The organism is Fulvimarina thalattae (assembly GCF_040239565.1).
GTDB lineage: Bacteria > Pseudomonadota > Alphaproteobacteria > Rhizobiales > Rhizobiaceae > Fulvimarina.
The window spans coordinates 116,143-135,440 of sequence record NZ_JBEHWS010000003.1; the positions used below are offsets into that span (position 1 = coordinate 116,143).

The 19,298-nt window shown below is 62.3% G+C and carries 20 protein-coding genes; 7 read left to right on the top strand and 13 right to left on the bottom strand.

What is annotated here, in order from left to right:
- Positions 1-14: 14 nt before the first annotated feature.
- Positions 15-581, top strand: a complete 567-nt coding sequence (gene moaB, locus ABRA89_RS05305; protein ID WP_349940412.1) for a molybdenum cofactor biosynthesis protein B — start codon at positions 15-17, stop codon at positions 579-581.
- On the opposite strand, the gene ABRA89_RS05310 is transcribed toward moaB, so the two are convergent.
- Complete coding sequence (locus ABRA89_RS05310; protein WP_349940413.1) at positions 578-1,111, bottom strand: glycosyl transferase family 2; 534 nt, start codon at positions 1,109-1,111, stop codon at positions 578-580. The genes moaB and ABRA89_RS05310 overlap by 4 nt on opposite strands.
- A 120-nt stretch (positions 1,112-1,231) precedes the next feature.
- Between ABRA89_RS05310 and ABRA89_RS05315 the strand changes: the two genes are divergently transcribed.
- Together ABRA89_RS05315 and ABRA89_RS05320 are read left to right on the top strand one after the other, a co-directional pair.
- Positions 1,232-2,389 carry a PA0069 family radical SAM protein gene (locus ABRA89_RS05315; RefSeq protein ID WP_349940414.1) on the top strand — a complete coding sequence of 386 codons (1,158 nt, stop codon included), beginning with the start codon at positions 1,232-1,234 and terminating at the stop codon, positions 2,387-2,389.
- Between the two features lie 116 nt (positions 2,390-2,505).
- Positions 2,506-3,216: a ribonuclease HII gene (locus tag ABRA89_RS05320; RefSeq protein ID WP_349940415.1), complete on the top strand. Its 711-nt coding sequence runs from the start codon at positions 2,506-2,508 to the stop codon at positions 3,214-3,216.
- Between the two features lie 289 nt (positions 3,217-3,505).
- Here the strand turns inward: ABRA89_RS05320 and ABRA89_RS05325 are convergent, their stop codons facing one another.
- The 7 genes from ABRA89_RS05325 to ABRA89_RS05355 form a co-directional block, all read right to left on the bottom strand.
- The gene (locus ABRA89_RS05325; protein WP_349940416.1) at positions 3,506-3,859 is read right to left on the bottom strand and encodes a YigZ family protein; all 354 of its coding nucleotides are present in this window, start codon (positions 3,857-3,859) and stop codon (positions 3,506-3,508) included.
- A gap of 181 nt (positions 3,860-4,040) precedes the next feature.
- A complete protein-coding gene (locus ABRA89_RS05330; RefSeq protein ID WP_349940417.1) occupies positions 4,041-4,511 on the bottom strand; it encodes a F0F1 ATP synthase subunit B family protein in 471 nt (156 codons plus the stop codon).
- A 10-nt stretch (positions 4,512-4,521) separates the two neighbouring features.
- Positions 4,522-5,121 carry a F0F1 ATP synthase subunit B gene (locus tag ABRA89_RS05335; protein ID WP_349940418.1) on the bottom strand — a complete coding sequence of 200 codons (600 nt, stop codon included), beginning with the start codon at positions 5,119-5,121 and terminating at the stop codon, positions 4,522-4,524.
- An 82-nt stretch (positions 5,122-5,203) separates the two neighbouring features.
- Positions 5,204-5,431 carry a F0F1 ATP synthase subunit C gene (locus ABRA89_RS05340; RefSeq protein WP_007067168.1) on the bottom strand — a complete coding sequence of 76 codons (228 nt, stop codon included), beginning with the start codon at positions 5,429-5,431 and terminating at the stop codon, positions 5,204-5,206.
- Positions 5,432-5,517: 86 nt separating this feature from the next.
- Positions 5,518-6,279, bottom strand: a complete 762-nt coding sequence (locus ABRA89_RS05345) for a F0F1 ATP synthase subunit A (RefSeq protein ID WP_349940419.1) — start codon at positions 6,277-6,279, stop codon at positions 5,518-5,520.
- 110 nt (positions 6,280-6,389) lie between these two features.
- Entirely contained in the window at positions 6,390-6,818 is a 429-nt protein-coding gene (locus tag ABRA89_RS05350) for an AtpZ/AtpI family protein (RefSeq protein ID WP_349940420.1), read from the bottom strand.
- A gap of 25 nt (positions 6,819-6,843) precedes the next feature.
- Positions 6,844-7,893: a TerC family protein gene (locus ABRA89_RS05355; RefSeq protein WP_349940421.1), complete on the bottom strand. Its 1,050-nt coding sequence runs from the start codon at positions 7,891-7,893 to the stop codon at positions 6,844-6,846.
- A gap of 242 nt (positions 7,894-8,135) precedes the next feature.
- Between ABRA89_RS05355 and ABRA89_RS05360 the strand changes: the two genes are divergently transcribed.
- Positions 8,136-10,658, top strand: coding sequence for a heavy metal translocating P-type ATPase (locus tag ABRA89_RS05360; protein ID WP_349940422.1), 2,523 nt, complete (start codon positions 8,136-8,138; stop codon positions 10,656-10,658).
- A 68-nt stretch (positions 10,659-10,726) separates the two neighbouring features.
- Here ABRA89_RS05360 and rpe read toward each other — a convergent pair whose 3' ends face one another.
- The 5 genes from rpe to fni form a co-directional block, all read right to left on the bottom strand.
- On the bottom strand, positions 10,727-11,389 hold the full coding sequence (gene rpe / locus ABRA89_RS05365; RefSeq protein ID WP_349940423.1) for a ribulose-phosphate 3-epimerase: 663 nt from the start codon (positions 11,387-11,389) through the stop codon (positions 10,727-10,729).
- A gap of 79 nt (positions 11,390-11,468) precedes the next feature.
- Complete coding sequence (tkt, locus tag ABRA89_RS05370) at positions 11,469-13,463, bottom strand: transketolase (RefSeq protein ID WP_349940424.1); 1,995 nt, start codon at positions 13,461-13,463, stop codon at positions 11,469-11,471.
- A gap of 34 nt (positions 13,464-13,497) precedes the next feature.
- Positions 13,498-14,373: a phosphoribulokinase gene (locus tag ABRA89_RS05375; RefSeq protein WP_349940425.1), complete on the bottom strand. Its 876-nt coding sequence runs from the start codon at positions 14,371-14,373 to the stop codon at positions 13,498-13,500.
- A gap of 27 nt (positions 14,374-14,400) precedes the next feature.
- Entirely contained in the window at positions 14,401-15,438 is a 1,038-nt protein-coding gene (locus tag ABRA89_RS05380; RefSeq protein WP_349940426.1) for a class 1 fructose-bisphosphatase, read from the bottom strand.
- Between the two features lie 136 nt (positions 15,439-15,574).
- A complete protein-coding gene (gene fni, locus ABRA89_RS05385; protein ID WP_349940427.1) occupies positions 15,575-16,648 on the bottom strand; it encodes a type 2 isopentenyl-diphosphate Delta-isomerase in 1,074 nt (357 codons plus the stop codon).
- Between the two features lie 150 nt (positions 16,649-16,798).
- On the opposite strand from fni, the gene ABRA89_RS05390 reads away from it, so the two are divergent.
- The 3 genes from ABRA89_RS05390 (at position 16,799) to ABRA89_RS05400 (ending at position 19,296) form a co-directional block, all read left to right on the top strand.
- Positions 16,799-17,746 (top strand): polyprenyl synthetase family protein, encoded by a 948-nt coding sequence (locus ABRA89_RS05390; RefSeq protein ID WP_349940428.1) that lies wholly within the window; start codon positions 16,799-16,801, stop codon positions 17,744-17,746.
- Positions 17,747-17,839: 93 nt separating this feature from the next.
- A complete protein-coding gene (locus tag ABRA89_RS05395; protein WP_349940429.1) occupies positions 17,840-18,199 on the top strand; it encodes a DUF952 domain-containing protein in 360 nt (119 codons plus the stop codon).
- A complete protein-coding gene (locus ABRA89_RS05400) occupies positions 18,196-19,296 on the top strand; it encodes a quinone-dependent dihydroorotate dehydrogenase (RefSeq protein WP_349940430.1) in 1,101 nt (366 codons plus the stop codon). Before ABRA89_RS05395 ends, ABRA89_RS05400 begins: the two co-directional genes overlap by 4 nt.
- Positions 19,297-19,298: the final 2 nt, after the last annotated feature.

Here is a 19,298-nt window from a genome sequence, read left to right on the forward strand (position 1 = left end):
GAGTGAATCGAGCCATGCCGCCCACCATCGATCAATCGGATTCCGACCGCTCCTTCATTTCTCTGTCGATCGCGATCCTCACCGTGTCCGACACGCGCTCCGAAGCCGAGGACAAATCCGGCAATCGCCTAGCAGGCCGGATCGAAGAGGCAGGCCATAAGCTTGCGGATCGCAGGATCGTCCGTGACGAGCGAGCGGCCATCGCCGAAACGGTCAAAGCCTGGGTGGAGGACGATAGCGTCGACGTCGTCATCACCACCGGCGGCACGGGCTTCACCGGCCGCGACGTGACGCCCGATGCTCTGGAGCCGATGTTCGACAAGCGTATGGAGGGCTTTTCCAGCGTCTTCCACCGCATCTCTTTCGACAAAATCGGCGTTTCCACCATTCAGTCGCGCGCAACCGCCGGCCTTATCGGCAAGACCTTCGTCTTCGTGCTGCCCGGTTCTCCCGGCGCCTGCGCCGATGCCTGGAATCACATCCTCAAGCCTCAGCTCGACTACCGTCACAAGCCGTGCAACTTCGTGGAAATCATGCCGCGTCTCGACGAACATCTGCGCCGGGGCGGACGCTCGGTCTAGCCCGCAGCGGTCGCGGGCCGAAGCTCCGTATCAAGCCGCTTTGCAGCCAGCCCCTTAGCGAGTTCCGACAAGGGCGCTTCTCCGCGCTGCTTGATCAAGCCGATCGCCTGCGCCTTCTTCAGAAGCAGGCCATCCGCAAGCGCGCTTCGGCGTTGCGTCAATCTGGACAGGAACCCGGCTCGATCACGCTTGGCGGTCCGAAAGCGAGCCGCCTGCGGGCCACCCGATGGCCCGTTGCCGTTGCCGATATGCTCGATGATTTCGTTCGTCCATCCGGTCGTCGGACGGCTACCTTTTTCCAGCCAGAGCAGCCATTCGGCCCGGTCCTGCTTGATCGTCGTCTCCAGATCGTCCGGCGCGATGACACGGCAGCCGCATTGATCGGCGACCGAGCGTGTGTCGTCCGTCATGCCGCGATCGATCAGAACCACGTTCTTGACCACGCCTTCGATGGAGCCGGAAATCAGCTCGGAAAGCGTCAGGGCGAGATGGCGGTCGTTGGAACCGCAGTCCATGTAGATGGTCAGCATGCCCAGACATGTAGGATCGCAAGCCTGTGATAGGCAAGCCTCTTCAAATGTTCTTGTCTTGTTCTCATTTTAGCTGTAAAGCATTTGTTCACTTGTTCACGCATTGTTCGAGGACCTGTCATGTTTGATATTGCAGCTGCGGACCGCGCCGCCTTCGATGCTTCGCTGGGCGTCGACATCGCCAACCGGATCATCGACGAGGGTGGCAGACGGATCGGCCCGTCTCGGCGCCGCGGCCGCGGTGCCGGCATCAATCCCAGCGGACGGTATGAGCCGTTCGCCCGCGATGCCTTTGACGATGGCTGGGATACGCTGGAAAATCTCCCAGCCTTCAAGACCGACGTTCAGGTGGAAAAGCCGCGCACGATCATCACGCGCAATACCTCGCCCGACATCTCCTTCGATCGCTCGGTCAATCCATATCGGGGCTGCGAGCACGGCTGCGTCTACTGCTTCGCCCGGCCAAGTCATTCCTATATGGGCCTATCGGCCGGCGTCGATTTCGAGTCCAAGCTCTTCGTCAAGCCGAATGCCGCCCAGCTTCTGGAGCGCGAACTCTCACGGCCGGGATACGATGTTCGCTCGATCGCGATCGGCACGAACACCGATCCCTACCAGCCGATTGAAAAGCGCTACGGCCTGATGCGCGAGATCCTGGAGGTTCTGGAGGCTGCGAACCATCCGGTCGGCATCGTCACCAAGTCGGCGCTCGTCCTGCGCGACATCGACATCCTCTCTCGCATGGCCGACAAGGGTCTCGCCCGTGTCGCCCTGTCGGTGACGACGATGGACCGCAAGCTCGCCCGCACCATGGAGCCGCGCGCTTCGACGCCGCAGAAGCGGCTCGATGCGATCCGCACGCTGAACGAAGCGGGTATACCGACCATGGCGATGACCGCGCCGATCATTCCAGGCCTCAACGACTCGGAAATCGAGCGCCTGCTGGAGGCTGCTGCGACTGCCGGAGCGAAAGAAGCCGGCTATGTCCTCCTGCGCCTGCCTTTGGAAGTCTCGCAGATATTCAAGGATTGGCTCCTGCGGCACTATCCCGACCGATATCGGCATGTCCTCTCGCTCCTGCGCTCGATGCGCGACGGCAAGGACTACGACGCGGAATGGGGCAAGCGGATGCGGGGCACGGGGCCCTATGCCCATCAGATCAAGCGACGCTTCGATCTCGCGGCCAAACGGCTCGGCCTCAATCAGAATCGCCAGTCCCTCAGGACGGATCTGTTCACTGCACCGCGCGGCGCCGGTGTCCAGCTATCTCTCATTTAGAGAACAAAACAGGATCACGATAAGCCGCTATCGTGAAACAAGGTTGTGCGTCGCCACCACCATGAACAGCGCGCGGCCTTGAGGAGAATCGGAGTTTGCGCAAGTCTTGCCGCACCATGGCTCGCCCTTCTTCTGATTCTCCGCCCCCTCCCATCACGACAGCCGTCAGATCGGCGACTGTCCGCACCCGACAGAAAAATGGATCCACAGGCGGGGTCTCGCTCAAGCCGAAGCCTGACTTCTCGCGCGAGTCGGCGCTTCTCGAAGCTGGCGCCGAATGGATCGCCGGGGTGGATGAGGTCGGCCGCGGTCCGCTCGCCGGTCCGGTCCTTGCGGCCGCTGTGGTGTTCGAAAACGCCGAAACGATACCGGACGGTATCAATGATTCCAAAAAGCTGACGGCGAAAGCTCGCGACCGGCTGTTCGAGGAAATTCTTGCGACCGCCCATGTCGCCATCGCCTCGGTCTCGGCAAGGGAAATCGATGTCATCAACATCCGTCAGGCCACACTGAAGGCGATGACCCAAGCGCTCGGACAACTCGCAATCCAGCCCGCTCACGCACTCTTCGACGGAAGAGATGTCCCGCCGTCCTGGGCCGCGCGCGGGACGGCGATAATCAAGGGAGACGCGGTCAGCGTCTCGATTGCAGCGGCCTCGATCGTCGCCAAGGTCCAGCGCGATCGCATGATGCAGCACGCCGACCGGGTCTATCCCGGCTACGGCTTTGCCTCGAATGTGGGCTATGGCAGTGCCACCCATCTCACCGCTATCACCGAGCTTGGGCCTACACCGATACATCGCATGAGCTTCCGCCCACTTCGATAGGTATCGAGCTTTTATCTCGGTCTCTTCTCCAATGAGATCGAACGCCGGTAACCACTTCCCTGTCTGCTTTTCTTGAGAGCGCCACGGCATTCTTTTATCGGCGAATATTTGAAAGCCCTGCTCTCGAATGACCGACGGCAGTTCGAGCTGCGTTAAAGCCCTTCGCCGAGTGTTGACCGACCCTGCGGCTCAATTCATTCGTCCGGCAGGATCAAGCGATTCATAGTCCTTGCCCGCAGGGGGGCGGGCGGAACATCGGTTTCCAGCTTCCCGTCTCGCTTCAGCAGGTTTAGCGTTCCCGATGATCGAGATAGAGGCGCACAGCATCCTGAACATGACGAAACCGATCCCCGCCGAGATGCTTGCCGCCATACCACCGTGTGACGACGACTAAGTGATCGAGGAGTTCCGCGCGCTCCAGCATGCGTACGATCACCATGCCCGCGCCCGCTTCACCGTCATCGTTCTTCGCGGGTCCGCTCTCGGTGAGAAAGGCCCAGGAATGATGGGTCGCCTTGGCGAATTTCTTTTTGCGCTTCAGCGAATCGACAAGTGCTTTCGCGTCCGCCTCGCTCGAACAGGGCGCGCCGGAGACCGCGTATTTCGAGCCCCGATCCGAAATGATGTTTTCGAGGACGAGCATGATTAGAGCCTGCCAAACCAATGCGCTTTAGCCAGAACATCCGATCCGATATCAAAATCGAAACGGGCGCCAGCAAGTTTCCACATCGCGCGCGGACGCGCTTCCGAGAAGGCAGTCTAAAACGAAATGGGCCCGGACGAACGCCCGAGCCCAATCAAAAAATAACAGCAAAGACCGCCGATCAGTTCAGACGTTGACGCACCGCCGCGATCGATTCCGAAACCGACTGGCCCGCGCCGTCACGCTGCGAAATCACTCGGGCTGCGGCCGCAACCGCGATATCGACCGCAGTCGCGCGGATTTCCTTGCGGGCATCGGACTCAGCCTGTGCGATCTGGTCTTCGGCCATCGCCGTGCGGCGCTCGACGAATTCCTTGTTCTTCTTAGCCGTCTCGGCCAGCATCTGCTGGGCCTCGCGCTTGGCCGCCTCGATAATGTCCTGGGCTTCCTGCTCGGCTTCACGGCGACGACGCTGATATTCGGCCAGCTGCTGCTTGGCCTCTTCCTTCAGCTCACGTGCCTCTTCGAGCTCCGACTGGATTCGCTTCGAGCGCTCATCCAGCGAGTCGTTGATGCGCCGGAAGCCCTTCACGTAGACGACCACCGCGAAGAAGGCAAGAAGGGCGATAAACGTCCAGAATGTATTGTCCATTCTCTTCTCCTTAGCCCCGCGTTTCAGCGACGGCCGATTCGACCTCGTCGCGCGAGACGTCGATCTTCACGACATCACGCAGGATCGTCTCGGCCACATCCGTCGCCATCACGTTCATCTCGTCCATGGCGGAACTCTTCGCCGTCGCGATGCGGGCACGTGCTTCGTCGATGCGGGCGTCGAGTTCGGCCTCCAGCTTGTTGCGCTGGGCGTCGGCCTCATTGCGGGCTTCGTTGCGCGCTTCCTGCGCTATGTTGTGTGCGCGCTCGCGGGCCTCCGCAAGCTCCTGCTCGTAGGCAGCCTGCGCTTCGTCGGCATCCTGCTTGGCGCGCTCCGCCGCCTCCATGTCGAGGGCGATGCGGTCGCGGCGATTTTCGAGAATGCCGCCGACCCGAGGAACGAGAACGTTCTTCAGAACCCAGTAGAAGACACCGAACGTGATCGCCAGCCACAGAAGCTGGGAGGGAAAGAATTCGGAATTGAACGGCGGAAAGCCGGCTTCGTGGCCGCCAGCGCCACCCGAGGTCTCGCTGTGCGTTCCTTCCGTTGGATCGCCATGGCCCTCGCCGGCCGATCCCGCTTCCTGCGCGAAAGCTTCGGTCATGAACATCAAATCACTCCGCCGAATTCCAAAGACCGGCGGCTGAAGCCGCCGGCCGTTTCATGCCTGAAATCTGCTCTTGTCGTCTGGATCAGACGGCGAAGAGGAGAAGCAGGGCGACGAGGAGCGAGAAGATGCCGAGCGCTTCCGTCACGGCGAAGCCGAAGATGAGGCGGCCGAACTGGCCGTCGGCTGCCGACGGATTGCGCAGGGCACCTGCCAGATACTGGCCGAAGATGGTGCCGAGGCCGATGCCCGCACCGCCCATTCCGAGGCAGGCAAGACCGGCGCCGATGAACTTCGCTGCTTCCGCTTCCATGTGAGGACTCCTTTTGAATTTGTCTCGTGTGCGGACTTGTTTGCGGCGGCTTTCACCGCCCGTTGTTTCCTGGATGAAGCTGTGACCTAGTGTGCGCCCGGATGGACAGCATCATTGAGGTAGAGGCAGGTCAGCACCGCAAAGACGTATGCCTGCAGGGCGGCGACCAGGAATTCGAGGGCCGTCAGTGCGACAGCCATGAGGAACGGCAGGATCGAACCGACGACACCAAGCGCGCCGAACGCGCTCAAGGAGACGACGAAGCCTGCAAAGACCTTCAGCGTGATGTGACCGGCAAGCATGTTCGCGAAGAGACGAACCGAGAGCGAAACCGGCCGCGACAGGAACGAGATGATTTCGATCAGCACGACGAGCGGCATCAGTATCGCGGGCACCCCTTCAGGCACGAACACGTTGAAGAATTTCACGCCGTGCTTCTTGATGCCGTAGCCGACGACCACCGCCATCACCAGCATCGCCAGGGCGAACGTGACAATGAGATGGCTCGTCACCGTAAAGAAGTACGGGAACATTCCGATCAGGTTGGCAACCAGAATGAAGGTGAAGATCGAGAACACGAAGGGGAAGAAGCGCATGCCGGCCGTGCCGGCCGCGTCCCGCAGCATGTTCGCGGTGAATTCGTAGGTGAGTTCCGTCATCGACTGCAGGCGGCCCGGAACAAGACCCCGGCCGCGCGTCGAATAATAGATGAAACCAGCCGTCAAGCCGGCTGTCGCCACCATGAAGAGCGCCGAATTCGTAAACGAGAAATCAAGTCCGCCGATCTCGATGGGAACGAGCGGAAAGATATTGAATTGGTGAATCGGATCGGTCGGGTCTGTTGCCAAACTCTGAGGTCCTTGTCGAAACGTCTATCGCGTCCTTGCGAGCCGGCCATGGCAATAGCCGCTGAAATTCGTCTTCGCAACACCCCATCTGGGCCGATGAGGCGCGATATCTAGGAATCCTTTGCGTTTTCCGGCGGACGATCGGAATTCTCACGGTGTTCCATCGGTTTGGCCGGCTTCGGACCGACTGAACGCAGCACGTTGCGAATGCCCGCCGCGAAACCGAGCATCAGAAAGACGATAAGCCCGAAGGGGCTCGTCCCGGCATATGTGTCGATAACGAACCCAAGACCGCCTCCGACAATGATCCCTGCGGCGAATTCGCTCGCGAGCTTCAGACCCTCGGCGATTCCCTTCATGCTGGAGCCAGAGCCGCTTTGCCGTTCGGCCTCATGGGCGCGGGTGGCCGAGCGCGCGGCAAGTTTCTTCTCAAGCGCGCTGCGCCGTTCGGCCCATTCCTCCGGCGTCCTTTTCACCGTGGGAGACTGAAGGTCATCGTCGCGATTCGGCTCGCCCTCGTCGTTGCTCGCGGAACTCACATCTCTCTCCAGATCATCAGGCCGTTCAGTGCGCCGACTTGTCGCTCTGCTTCTCGCTAAAGCCGGAAAAGCCGGTACGCATCAAGCTTGCTATCGTCGTAACGACGAGGATGCCGATGATGACGACGAGCGACCATCCGGTGGTGATGTGCGGCACCCATTCGATCGGCTGACCGTCATTGAGGAAGGGCAGCGTGTTCTTCTCCATGGCGTGGAAGACGAGCTTTACGCCGATGAAGCCGAGAATGAGGGCGAGGCCAAAGCCGAGATAGACGAGCCGGTCGAGAAGCCCGCCCAGCAGGAAGTAGAGCTGGAGAAGGCCGAGCAGGGCAAAGGCGTTGGTCGTGAAGACGATATAGGGCGAGTTCGTCAGCCCGTAGATCGCCGGGATCGAATCGAGCGCGAACAAAAGATCGGTCATGCCGAGGGCGACGATGACCACCATCATCGGCGTCATCAGCCGCTTGCCGTTCTCCCGAATGAAGAGCGCATTGCCATGGAACTCCGAGGTCGAGGGGAAGGTCCGGTCGAACCATTTCACTATGAAGTTCGGCTCGTATTCCTCGTCCGTCGTCTTCTGGTGCGCGAAGCTGTCAAAGGCGAGCTTCGCCGCCGTCGCGAGCAGGAAAAGGCCGAAGAGATAGAAGATCCAGGAGAACTGGTTGATCGCCGCTGCGCCCAGCGCGATGAAGATGCCGCGCATGATGAGCGCCAGCACGATGCCGATCAGAAGCGCCTTCTGCTGGTCCTCGCGCGGCACCTGGAAACTCTTCATGATGATCACGAAGACGAAGAGATTGTCGACCGACAGGCTCTTTTCCGTGATGAATCCAGCGAAGAATTCCAGCCCGTGCTTGTGGTCCCAAACGAGCCAGAGCGCTCCGCCGAAGACCAGCGCCAGCCCCATATAGAAAGCCGACCAGATCGCCGCTTCCTTGAAACTCGGCTCGTGTGCCTTGCGCACATGAGTCATGAAGTCGAAGACGAAGAGCCCGGCGATACCGGCGATGGTCGAGAGCCAGATCCACAATGGGATGGCGTCCCCGCCGCCCGAACCGGTCGATAGACTTTCCACTTCGATACTCCCTGACGTGATTCGTGGACCGGATCACCCTGCGGCGCGGTTCTTGAGCGACGAACGCCCCCGGCATTGTCGCGAGAGCCGTATCTAATCGCTGCTGACTGGACCGCAATGCGCGGCGATGCGCTTGGAGCTGGCAAACGAAAAATTCAACGATTTCACCGAGAAGCTTGACCTTCCAGTAGGTGGAAGCCCCACATCTCTTTCCGAGAGCAAATCCACGAGCGGGTTGAAGCATGGACCAGCGAACCGAATCATCGAAGACGCATGGGCACGAACATCACCACAGTCATGATCATGCCCACGGCCTCCATGATCACGGAGATACATCTGCCGTCATCCGAGACCCCGTCTGCGGCATGACGGTCGATCCGAACGCCGGCAAGCCCTCCACCGAACATGACGGCCGGACATTCCATTTCTGCTGCGACGGCTGCCGCAAAAAGTTCGAGGCGGCACCGGAGGACTATCTCACCGCGAAGGACCCGGTCTGCGGCATGAGCGTCGACCGGGCGAGCGCCGAGCACATGGCCAAGCACGAGGGCCAGCGCTTCTATTTCTGTTCGAGCCACTGCCAGTCGAAGTTCGAGGCCGATCCAGACGCGCATCTGAGCGAGTCCGACAAGCCGAAGCCCGCGCCCAAGGGCACGCAATATACCTGCCCCATGCATCCGGAAATCGTCCAGGATGGTCCCGGCGACTGCCCGAAATGCGGCATGGCGCTGGAGCCGATGGGCGCACCAGACCCGAACGAGGGACCGAATCCCGAGCTCGTCGACTTCACCCGCCGCCTCTGGGTCTCGGCGCTCTGCGCGGTGCCGCTTCTCATCCTCACCATGGGGCCGATGATCGGCCTGCCGGTGCGCGGCTGGTTTGGCGAGAGCCTTGCCGTCTGGATCGAGTTCGCTCTCGCGACGCCGGTCGTTCTCTGGGCCGCCCTTCCCTTCTTCAAGCGCGGCTGGGCCTCGATCGTCAACAAATCGCCGAACATGTGGACGCTGATCGCCATCGGCGTCGGCGCGGCCTATGGCTACTCGGTCGTCGCGACGATCTTCCCGGGTCTATTCCCGCCATCCTTCCGCGAAAACGGCGTGGTGCCGGTCTATTTCGAGGCCTCCGCCGTCATCGTCGCGCTGATCTTCGTGGGCCAGGTGCTCGAGCTGAAGGCGCGCGAGCGAACCGGCTCGGCCATCCGCGCGCTTATGGATCTCGCCCCGAAAACCGCCTGCCGCATCAAATCCGATGGCTCGGAAGAGGATGTCGAACTCGACGCGCTGAAGGAAAGCGACCGTCTTCGCGTTCGCCCCGGCGAGAGCGTACCAGTGGACGGAACGGTCGTCGAAGGTGGCTCGTCGATCGACGAATCGATGATCACCGGCGAGCCGATGCCCGTGACCAAGGAAAAGGGCGACACCGTCACCGGCGGCACGTTGAACAAATCCGGCTCATTCGTCATGGAGGCGCATGCCGTCGGCGAGGACACGACCCTCTCGCGCATCGTCGAGATGGTCGCGACCGCCCAGCGTTCGCGTGCGCCGATTCAGGGCCTTGCGGACAAGGTGGCCGGCTATTTCGTGCCGGCCGTCGTTGGCGTCGCGGTGATCGCCTTCATCGCCTGGGGCCTCGTCGGCCCGCAGCCGGCGCTCGCCCATGCGCTAGTGGCGGCAGTCTCGGTCCTCATCATCGCCTGCCCCTGCGCTCTGGGGCTCGCAACGCCCATGTCGATCATGACGGCGACCGGGCGTGGTGCCTCCGCCGGCGTCCTCATCAAGGATGCCGAGGCGCTGGAGCGCTTCGAGAAGATCGACACGCTTGTCGTCGACAAGACCGGCACGCTCACCGAGGGCAAGCCGAAGCTGACCGATGTGATCACGGCCGATGGCGTCGACGAGGCGAAGCTCCTCACCGCCGCGGCCTCGCTCGAACGCGGCTCGGAGCATCCCCTCGCCGAAGCGATCGTCTCGGGCGCGAAGGAGCGGGATGGAAAGCTTGAGGACGCAAGCGATTTCGACTCCGTCACCGGCAAGGGCGTAAAGGGTTCGGTCGCGGGCCAGAAGGTCGCGCTCGGCAACAAGGCCATGATGGATCAGGAAGGCGTCGACATCGCCGCCCTCTCCGAGAAGGCCGAAACGCTTCAGACCGAGGGCAAGACCGCGATGTTCGTCGCGATCGGCGGAAACCTCGCCGGTGTCGTCGCCGTGGCAGATCCTGTGAAGTCGTCGAGCGCCGATGCGATTCGCTCGCTGCACGACAGCGGCATCCGCATCGTCATGGCAACCGGCGACAACGAGCGCACGGCAAAGGCCGTCGCGAAGGAACTCGGCATCGACGAGGTTCGCGCCGGGCTCTCGCCTGAGGACAAGCAAGCTCTGGTCGAAGACCTGCGTTCGAAGGGCGGCAAGGTCGCGGTGGCCGGCGACGGCATCAATGACGCGCCGGCTCTTGCGGCGGCCGATGTGGGGATCGCCATGGGCACCGGGGCCGACGTGGCGGTGGAGAGCGCCGGCATGACGCTGGTGAAGGGCGATCTCGGCGGCATCGTCCGTGCCCGCCACCTTGCCGAGGCGACGATCCGCAACATCAAGCAGAACCTTTTCTTCGCCTTCGCCTACAACGCCGTCGGCGTGCCGATTGCGGCGGGCATCCTCTACCCGGTCTTCGGCCTGCTCCTTTCGCCCATGATCGCGGCAGCGGCGATGAGCCTATCCTCGGTCTCCGTGATCGGAAACGCGCTCAGGCTGCGGACGGTGAAGCTCTGAGCTTTCGGAGATAGGCTCAGGGAAAAGCAATCGGGCGGCGCGCGATAAAAGACCGCGCCGCCAGAACTTCAACCGCAAGCCTTGCGGATCGCCTGCATGTTCGCGGCATAGCTCTCCGGCGTTCCGCCTTTGAAGACCGCCGAGCCGGCGACAAGCACGTCCGCTCCCGCCTCGACCACCAGCGGGGCCGTCTCGGTCGTCACGCCGCCATCGATTTCGATGCGGATATCGCGGTCGCCGATCATTTGCTTCACGCGGCGGACCTTCTCCACCACCGGATGGATGAATTTCTGGCCGCCAAAGCCCGGATTTACGGTCATCAGCAGGATAAGGTCCACCTGATCGACCACATATTCGATGAAGCTTTCCGGCGTCGACGGATTCAGCGAGACGCCCGCCTTCACGCCAAGCTCGCGGATGGCAGCAAGCGAACGCGCCAAATGCGTCGTCGCCTCGGCGTGCACCGTGATCACGTCGCAGCCGGCATCGGCGAAGGCTTTCAGATATGGGTCGCAGGGCTCGATCATCAGGTGGCAGTCGAACACCTTCTTCGAAGCGCCGCGCACCGCCTTGATGATCGGCGGGCCGAAGGTGATGTTCGGCACGTAGTGCCCGTCCATCACGTCGAGATGGATCCAGTCGGCGCCTGCCTCGTCGACGGCGCGAATTTCCTCGCCGAGCCGCGCGAAATCCGCCGAAAGGATCGAGGGTGCGATCAGAACTTCACTCATCTCTCGCCTTTCTTGCGGCTCGATGAAAAAGGGGCGAACGCTTCCCGCGATCGCCCCGGACTTCGTTTTGGGGCGCGCCTCAGGCGGCAGCGTCCTTCGCGGCCTCGACCACCTTGTCCGGCGTGATGCCGAAATGTTCGAAGAGCTTCGGTCCGGGCCCGGAAGCGCCGAAGCCCGTCATACCGACGAAACGCCCACGATCGCCGAGCCAGCGATCCCAGCTCATTCGCACGCCGGCCTCGATCGCGACACGCGGCACGGAGCCCAGAACAGAGGCCCTATAGGCGTCGTCCTGTTCGGCGAAAAGCTCCATGCAGGGCATCGAAACGACCGCGGCATTCAGCCCCTGGCCTTTCAGAGCTTCGGCGGCCTTCAGCGCGACCTCCACCTCGGAGCCCGACGCCATGAGGGTGACGTCCCGCTCGCCGGCGGCTTCCTTCAGGACGTAGCCGCCTTTCAGGCTGTGGTTCTCCGAGATATCCTCACGCACCGTCGGCAGGCCCTGGCGGGTCAGCGCAAGCACCGATGGCCGGTCGTGTTCGAGCAGCGCAGCCTCCCAGGCCTCCACCGTCTCGATCACGTCGCAGGGGCGGAAAACCAGCATATTCGGCGTCGCGCGCAGCATTGTGAGGTGCTCGACCGGCTGATGGGTCGGGCCATCCTCGCCGAGACCGATCGAATCGTGGGTCAGCACATAGACGACCCGCTTGCCCATCAGCGCCGAAAGCCGCATGGCGCCACGCGCATAGTCGGAGAAGACGAGGAAGGTGCCGCCGTAGGGGATCAATCCGCCATAGAGCGAGAGCCCGTTCATGGCTGCGGACATGCCGTGCTCGCGAACGCCGTAATGGATGTAGCGGCCGGAGAAATCCTCCGCCGTCACCGGCTTCAGGTCCTTGGTCTTCGTGTTGTTCGAGCCGGTGAGGTCCGCCGACCCGCCGATGGTCGTCTCGACCACGCGGTTGACGACTTCCAGCGTCATTTCCGAGGCCTTGCGGGTCGCGACCTTCGGCTTGTCCTGCAACAGCGCATTGCGGAAGTTCAGCATCTCGCCCGTAAAGCCCGCCGGCAGCGTGCCGGAGGAAAACGCCTCGAAGCGCTCGCGCTCGGGATGGTCGGCGATCTTGCGCTCCCAGGCCTCGCGCGCCTCGCGGCCCTTGGCGGAAACTTCACGCCAACCCTTCACGACGGCGTCCGGCAATTCGAAGGGCTCTGAATCCCAGACCAGCTCCTTGCGGGCGAGCGCGATCTCGTCGTCGCCGAGGGCCTCGCCGTGCACCTTGTGGGTGCCGGCCTTGTTGGGCGCGCCATAGCCGATCACCGTCTTGCAAGCGATGAAAGCCGGCCGATCGCTCTTGCGTGCTTCTTCGATCGCCTTTTCCACAGCGGCCTCGTCATGGCCGTCGACCGAGAAGGTCTTCCAGCCGGCAGCCTCGAAGCGCGCGACTTGATCGGTCTTGGAAGCGATCTCCACCTTGCCGTCGATCGAGATACCGTTGTCGTCCCAAAGGACGATCAGCTTGTTCAGCTTCAGCGTCCCCGCGAGATCGATTGCTTCGTGGCTGATACCTTCCATCAGGCAGCCGTCGCCCGCGATCACATAGGTATAGTGATCGACGAGATCGTCCCCGAAGCGCGCATTCATCAGCCGCTCGCCGATCGCCATGCCGACGGATGTCGCAAGGCCCTGCCCGAGCGGACCCGTCGTCGTCTCGATACCGGCCGCATGGCCATATTCTGGATGGCCGGCGGTGCGGCTGCCGAGCTGACGGAAATCCTTGATCTGCTCGATCGGCATATCCTCGTAACCGAGCAGATGATGGATCGCATAAAGCAGCATCGAGCCGTGGCCCGCCGAAAGCACGAAGCGGTCGCGGTTCGGCCAGTTTGGCTTCGACGGATCGACCCGCATGAATTTCTGGAACAGAACGGTCGCGACGTCCGCCATGCCCATCGGCATGCCCGGATGTCCGGAATTCGCCTTCTGCACGGCGTCCATGGCGAGCGCGCGGATGGCGTTCGCCATATCCCGCGGATTGCGATCGGTGGTCTCGGGCGATGGTTTATCCAGCATGGCGGTCAGCTTTCTCGGCAAGCGTAAAAAGTCATCAGGATGCGCGTCGTTTGCGCTCCATCAGTTTCAGAATCAATGGGGTCAGGATCAATTGCATCGCGATATCGAGCTTGGCACCCGGCGCGACGATGGAATTGGCCCGTGACATGAAGCTGTGCGGGATCATCGACAAAAGATAGGGAAAGTCGATGCCGCGCGGATTGGCGAAGCGGATGACGATCATGGATTCGTCCGGCGTCGGAATCCAGCGCGCGATGAACGGGTTCGACGTATCGACGATCGGCACCCGTTGGAAGTTGATATCGGTCTGGGCAAATTGCGGACAGATATATTTCACGTAGTCCGGCATGCGCCTGAGGATCGTGTCCATCACGGCCTCTGTGGAATACCCTCTCGTCGACTTGTCCCGGTGAATCTTCTGGATCCATTCGAGATTGATCACCGGCACGACGCCGATCTTCAGGTCCGGGTAACGCGCGAGATCGATCGTACCCGTCTTCACGCAGCCATGAAGACCCTCGTAAAAAAGCAGATCGGAGTTTTCGTGCAGCGGCTGCCATTCGGTGAACTTGCCCTCCGGCAGGCCGTACTGCTCCATCTCCCGGTCGTCATGAATGTAATGCCGCGTGCGGCCCGTGCCCTTGCGGCCGTATTCGTCGAAGACGTCGCGCAGGTCTTCCAGCAGATTGGCTTCTGGCGAAAAATGCGAGAACGTCGTGTTCCCGCCTGCCGTTTCGGTCGCCATCTTCACCCGCATCGCATCGCGGTCATAGCGGTGGAACGCGTCGCCATCGATGAAGGCAGCGTCGACATTCTCACGCCGGAAGATCTGGTCGAAGATATCCTTGACCGAGGTCGTCCCAGCGCCTGAAGAGCCGGTGATCGCGATGATGGGATGTTTGGCGGACATTGAAACGCTTGATTACACGGCGGCGCTTTACGGCCTGAAGAGAGTTCGTTTTCCGAACAGCGGCGAGCGGTCGGCGAGCGCGTCGGGATCCGCGATATAGCGCTCGATCCGCTCGACCTCGCGCTTGGAGCCGAAGACCAACGGCGTTCTTACATGCAGGCCCTCGGGCTCGATATCGAGAATGCGCGTCGTGCCATCGGTCGCGGCACCGCCGGCCTGCTCAACGAGCATCGCCACCGGGTTCGCCTCGTACATCAGCCGCAGCCGGCCCTTCTGATAGCCCTTGCGCTCGTCGGCAGGATAAAGAAACACCCCGCCCCGTTGCAGGATGCGATAGGCGTCGGCCACCAGCGAGCCGACATACCGCATACCGAATTCCCGATCGCGAGGGCCCTCCTCGCCGGCCAGCAGATCGTCGACATAGTTTCGGATATGCGAGTCCCAATGCCGGTAGTTCGACATGTTCACCGAGAACTCTTTCGCCTTGTCGGCGATCGACACGGAGGCGGTCTGCTCGACGAAACCGCCGAACTTCGGTGAAAACAGGAACACATGCGTGCCGTCGCCGACAGTCAGCACAAGCTGGAGCTGCGGCCCGTAGACGAAGAAGCCCGCGGCAAGCTGATTCGCGCCTGTCTGCATGAAGACGGTCTTCGGGTCCGTGCGATGAGCATCGGTTACCGGAAGGATGGAAAAGATCGTGCCGATCGAGACATTGGTCGAGATGTTGGACGAGCCGTCCAGCGGATCGATGGCGATGGCGAAGTCGCCGTTCTCGTCGAGGGTGACCGGCCCTTCCTGCTCCTCCGAACCGAAGAACACGAAGCCCGAGTCCTTCGCGGCCTGAAGGAACGCCTTGTCCGCAAGGACGTCGAGTTCCTTCTGAACATCACCGTCCGTGTTTGTGTCGCCGCGCTGCTCGCCGAGATTGCTGCCGCCCTCGATGATCTGGTTTCGCACCTTCACCGACGCCGTGCAGAGATGGCGGATCGCCTCGGCGATGCGGCGCTGGCCTTCATCCGCATCTAGTGCGGATCTCAAGTAAGCGTCGAGCGACGATGGCATGACGGTTTCTCCCAAGGCTGCACGGACCTGTCGAGGCCTCCTTACACTATGAGGCGGGCCCAAGGGCAAGGTCCGGATATCGCTACTTGGATGACCAACCGCATGGCGACCAGGCGAGCAGTGATTTCGGATCGGCCTATCGGGTGCCGAGAAAGGCGGGCGGATCGAGAAGCGGAGCCTTTTTCAGGGCTTCGATCGAGCCGGAGCCCGTACAGAAGCAGACGATCCGCAGCGTCCGGATGACGTCCTCGAAATGCGCCATCAATGCCTCTACCGACGTTTCGGCCGCCTTCAGGGTTGCTGCCGCCTGCCCCACGAGATCGGCGCCGCAGCGAATCGCCTGAGCAACCTCGATGCCGTTGCGGATGCCGCCCGAAGCGATGACCGGCGTGTCCGGACAGACCCTCCTGATATCTGCAACCGCACGCGCCGTTCCGATACCCCAGCCGGCAAAGAGCTCGGCGATCGCCTTCTGTCGTGGATCAGCGGCGCGCGCCGCTTCCACCTTCGCCCAGCTCGTACCGCCTGCCCCCGCTACATCGATCGCGGACACACCGGCATCGACCAGCCGATTCGCGACCGCGCCGGAAATCCCGGCGCCGACTTCCTTGACGACGACCGGTACGGAGAGCTTCGAACACAGACGTTCGATTGCGGAAAGGACACCCCGCCAGTTCGTATCCCCGCCCGTCTGAACCGCTTCCTGAAGCGGGTTGAGATGAATTATCAAAGCATCCGCCCCGATCATCTCCACCGCGCGCATCGCTTCCGTCTCACCATAGCCGAGCACGAACTGCGCCCCGCCGATATTCGAAAGGAGCGGCACCGAGGGCGCCCGCTGACGCAGCGAACCATCGAGACCGCCGCCGCCGCGCCCTTCCAGCGCGACACGTTGAGATCCCACTGCGAGGGCAATACCCAACGCCTCAGCGGCTTCGGCGAGATGGGTATTGATCCGGGCCGCTCTTTCCGGCCCGCCGGTCATGGAGGAGATCAACAGCGGCGCTTGAAGCTTCTTTCCGAGAAAGGACACCGACAGGTCAATTTCCTCGAGCGAAAGCTCCGGCAGCGCGACATGTTCGAAGACGATCCGGTCGAGCCCGGTCGCGGCGTTTCGCGCGCCACCATCCTGCGCAAGCACGATATCGAGATGATCGATCTTACGTGACCCGATGTCGCTGGCCTTTGATCCTTTGTTTTCAGAGGCCAATCTTGTCTGCCCTAACGTTTTGCCAGTTATTCAAGGCGCATTCATTTCCCGGTCGAATTTCGCTGTAACCGTGTTAGCATCGGAATTGAACAGGCCGGAAGCTCAAGGGATCGAGATCAAGTTGTCTCTGCGTATCATGGACGTCGCCGCATGAGTACGACGCCGTCGGAGGAAGCCACCCGTCTCCTGAACCGGATCGAGCAGCGCCTTGGGCAGATCCTGCCCGCCTGCCTCGAAGGCCAGGAGCAGCTGCGGGACGCCATGGCAACCAGCGTGCTTGCGCCCGGTAAGCGGCTGCGTCCGATGCTGGCCGTCCTGACCGCAATCGATCTCAACGGCGATGTCGAGGCCGCCATCGAGGGTGGCTGCGCGATCGAGCTCATCCACACCGCCTCGCTCGTGCTGGACGACCTGCCCTGCATGGACGACGCGACCCTTCGGCGCGGCCAGCCGCCCACGCATGTCGCTTATGGCGAGGACACCGCCCTTCTCGCCGTCATCGCCATGGTCTCGCGCGCCTTCGAACTGCTGGCCGCAGCGCCGACACTCAACCCCGAACAGCGCACCCGATCGGTTGCTGCCCTCGGCAAGGCGGTCGGCACGAGCGGCCTCGTCGCCGGCCAATTTGCCGATTTGAGGGGAGGCAGCGGTTCGACCGACGATGTCGCGCGCACCAATGCACTCAAGACCGGCGCGCTCTTCCTCGCGGCCATCGAGATCGGCATGATCGGCAGCGGCGCGCCGCAGGAAACCCGTCGCGAGCTTGAAGCCTTTGCGCGCGAACTGGGCCTAGCTTTCCAGCTTCTCGACGATCTCCTCGACGACAGCCAGACGGCCGTCTCGATCGGGAAAGACATCGGCCAGGATGCCGGCAAATCGACGATCGTCTCGATGATCGGCCGGTCCTCGACGGAAGAACAGATTGACAGGCACATGCGTTCGGCCCTTGCCCATGTGGAAGCGGGCCTTGGGCCGAAGAGCCGTCTTGCCGGTCTTCTCCACATCATCTGGCAGACAGCCCGACATCGCACCGCCGAGCACAAGGCCGGCAAGGCCAAGAGCGGGGAGCGCGTCGATGAGCAGGCCGGGATGCAATGAGGCCGGTCGCTCGGTGAGCGAAGTCCTGTTGATAGCAGCTCCCGTAGCCTGTGGGCGGTTGATTCAACCGACAAGTCGGCTCAAGGCTTTTCCATGGCCGATCCGATCTACAAAATCCTGACCCACGACCAGTGGGATGCTTTCAACGAAGCTGGACGCTTCGACGGCGCTCCTGTCGATATCGCAGATGGCTACATCCATTTCTCGACCGCCGATCAGGTTCGCGAGACGGCAGCCAAACATTTCGCGGGAAAGCACGATCTCCATCTTCTCGCCGTCGATCCCGATCAGTTCGGCGATGCGCTGAAGTGGGAGCCCTCGCGCGGCGGCGCGCTGTTCCCGCACCTCCACGCGCCGCTCTCTATCGACACCGTCATCTGGGAAAAATCGCTGCCACTCGATGAAGACGGCCGCCACGTCTTCCCCGATGCTCTTTCCGGAGCGGCATCGTGACAGCCCTCTATCGCCTCGCTCGGCCAGCGCTTTTCCGCATGGACCCGGAAAAGGCGCATGATCTCTCGATAAAGGCCATCAAGCTCGGCCTCGCCAGGGGTGGTCGCATCCCGGTAGACGATCGGCTCCGGGTCAAGGTCGCCGGCCTTTCCTTTCCGAACCCGCTTGGGCTCGCTGCCGGCTACGATAAGAACGCCGAGGTTCCGGACCGGCTCCTGCGGCTCGGCTTCGGCTTCGTCGAGGTCGGCACGCTCACGCCACAGCCTCAGGACGGCAATCCCAAGCCGCGCCTCTTCCGCCTCAAAAGGCACGGCGCGGTCATCAACCGGTTCGGCTTCAACAACTGCGGCCATGCAGATGCGGTGGAGAGGCTCGCCGAACGCCAGCGCAAGGCCGGCATCGTCGGTGCCAATATCGGTGCCAACAAGAACGCGACGGACCGCGTGGCCGACTATGTGGAAGGCGTCGCCAGCTTCGCGCCCCTTGCCTCCTATCTCACGGTCAACATTTCCTCGCCCAACACGCCGGGCCTGCGCGATCTCCAAGCCACGAAGGAGCTCGACCGGCTGCTGGAACACGTCATCGCCGCCCGCAACGGCGAAGCAGCCGTCTCGGCGAGCCCCAAGGTGCCGGTCTTCCTCAAGGTCGCGCCGGACCTGACGAAGACACAGATCGCCGAGATCGCGAAGACCGCGAAAAAGCGGAAGGTCGATGGGCTGATCGTCTCCAACACCACCCTCTCCCGCGCCGGGGTCGAGGGTCACGCAGCCGCTCACGAAACGGGCGGCCTCTCCGGCAAGCCTCTCCGGGCCCGCGCGACCAGCGTTCTCGCCCATTTCCGCAAGGCGCTTGGTCCCGATATGCCGCTTATCGGTGTCGGCGGCGTATCCGACACGGCAGGCCTCATCGAAAAGGTCGAGGCCGGGGCCGATCTCGTCCAGATCTACACGGCCCTCGTCTATGGCGGCCCCGGCCTGCCGAGCGCCATCCTCAACGAGCTTCTTCGCTATCTGAAGCGCCACGAACTCGACAGCATCTCCGCCCTCCGCGACCGCCGGGCCGACGAACTCGCCGAGAGCTTCCCGCTCGACGATTGATC

Bases quoted from the DNA above. Each gene is read 5' to 3' on its own strand.
- moaB (WP_349940412.1), top strand. From the start codon at position 15: ATGCCGCCCACCATCGATCAATCGGATTCCGACCGCTCCTTCATTTCT.
- ABRA89_RS05310 (WP_349940413.1), bottom strand. From the start codon at position 1,111: ATGCTGACCATCTACATGGACTGCGGTTCCAACGACCGCCATCTCGCC.
- ABRA89_RS05315 (WP_349940414.1), top strand. From the start codon at position 1,232: ATGTTTGATATTGCAGCTGCGGACCGCGCCGCCTTCGATGCTTCGCTG.
- ABRA89_RS05320 (WP_349940415.1), top strand. From the start codon at position 2,506: ATGGCTCGCCCTTCTTCTGATTCTCCGCCCCCTCCCATCACGACAGCC.
- ABRA89_RS05325 (WP_349940416.1), bottom strand. From the start codon at position 3,859: ATGCTCGTCCTCGAAAACATCATTTCGGATCGGGGCTCGAAATACGCG.
- ABRA89_RS05330 (WP_349940417.1), bottom strand. From the start codon at position 4,511: ATGGACAATACATTCTGGACGTTTATCGCCCTTCTTGCCTTCTTCGCG.
- ABRA89_RS05335 (WP_349940418.1), bottom strand. From the start codon at position 5,121: ATGTTCATGACCGAAGCTTTCGCGCAGGAAGCGGGATCGGCCGGCGAG.
- ABRA89_RS05340 (WP_007067168.1), bottom strand. From the start codon at position 5,431: ATGGAAGCGGAAGCAGCGAAGTTCATCGGCGCCGGTCTTGCCTGCCTC.
- ABRA89_RS05360 (WP_349940422.1), top strand. From the start codon at position 8,136: ATGGACCAGCGAACCGAATCATCGAAGACGCATGGGCACGAACATCAC.
- rpe (WP_349940423.1), bottom strand. From the start codon at position 11,389: ATGAGTGAAGTTCTGATCGCACCCTCGATCCTTTCGGCGGATTTCGCG.
- tkt (WP_349940424.1), bottom strand. From the start codon at position 13,463: ATGCTGGATAAACCATCGCCCGAGACCACCGATCGCAATCCGCGGGAT.
- ABRA89_RS05375 (WP_349940425.1), bottom strand. From the start codon at position 14,373: ATGTCCGCCAAACATCCCATCATCGCGATCACCGGCTCTTCAGGCGCT.
- ABRA89_RS05380 (WP_349940426.1), bottom strand. From the start codon at position 15,438: ATGCCATCGTCGCTCGACGCTTACTTGAGATCCGCACTAGATGCGGAT.
- ABRA89_RS05390 (WP_349940428.1), top strand. From the start codon at position 16,799: ATGAGTACGACGCCGTCGGAGGAAGCCACCCGTCTCCTGAACCGGATC.
- ABRA89_RS05395 (WP_349940429.1), top strand. From the start codon at position 17,840: ATGGCCGATCCGATCTACAAAATCCTGACCCACGACCAGTGGGATGCT.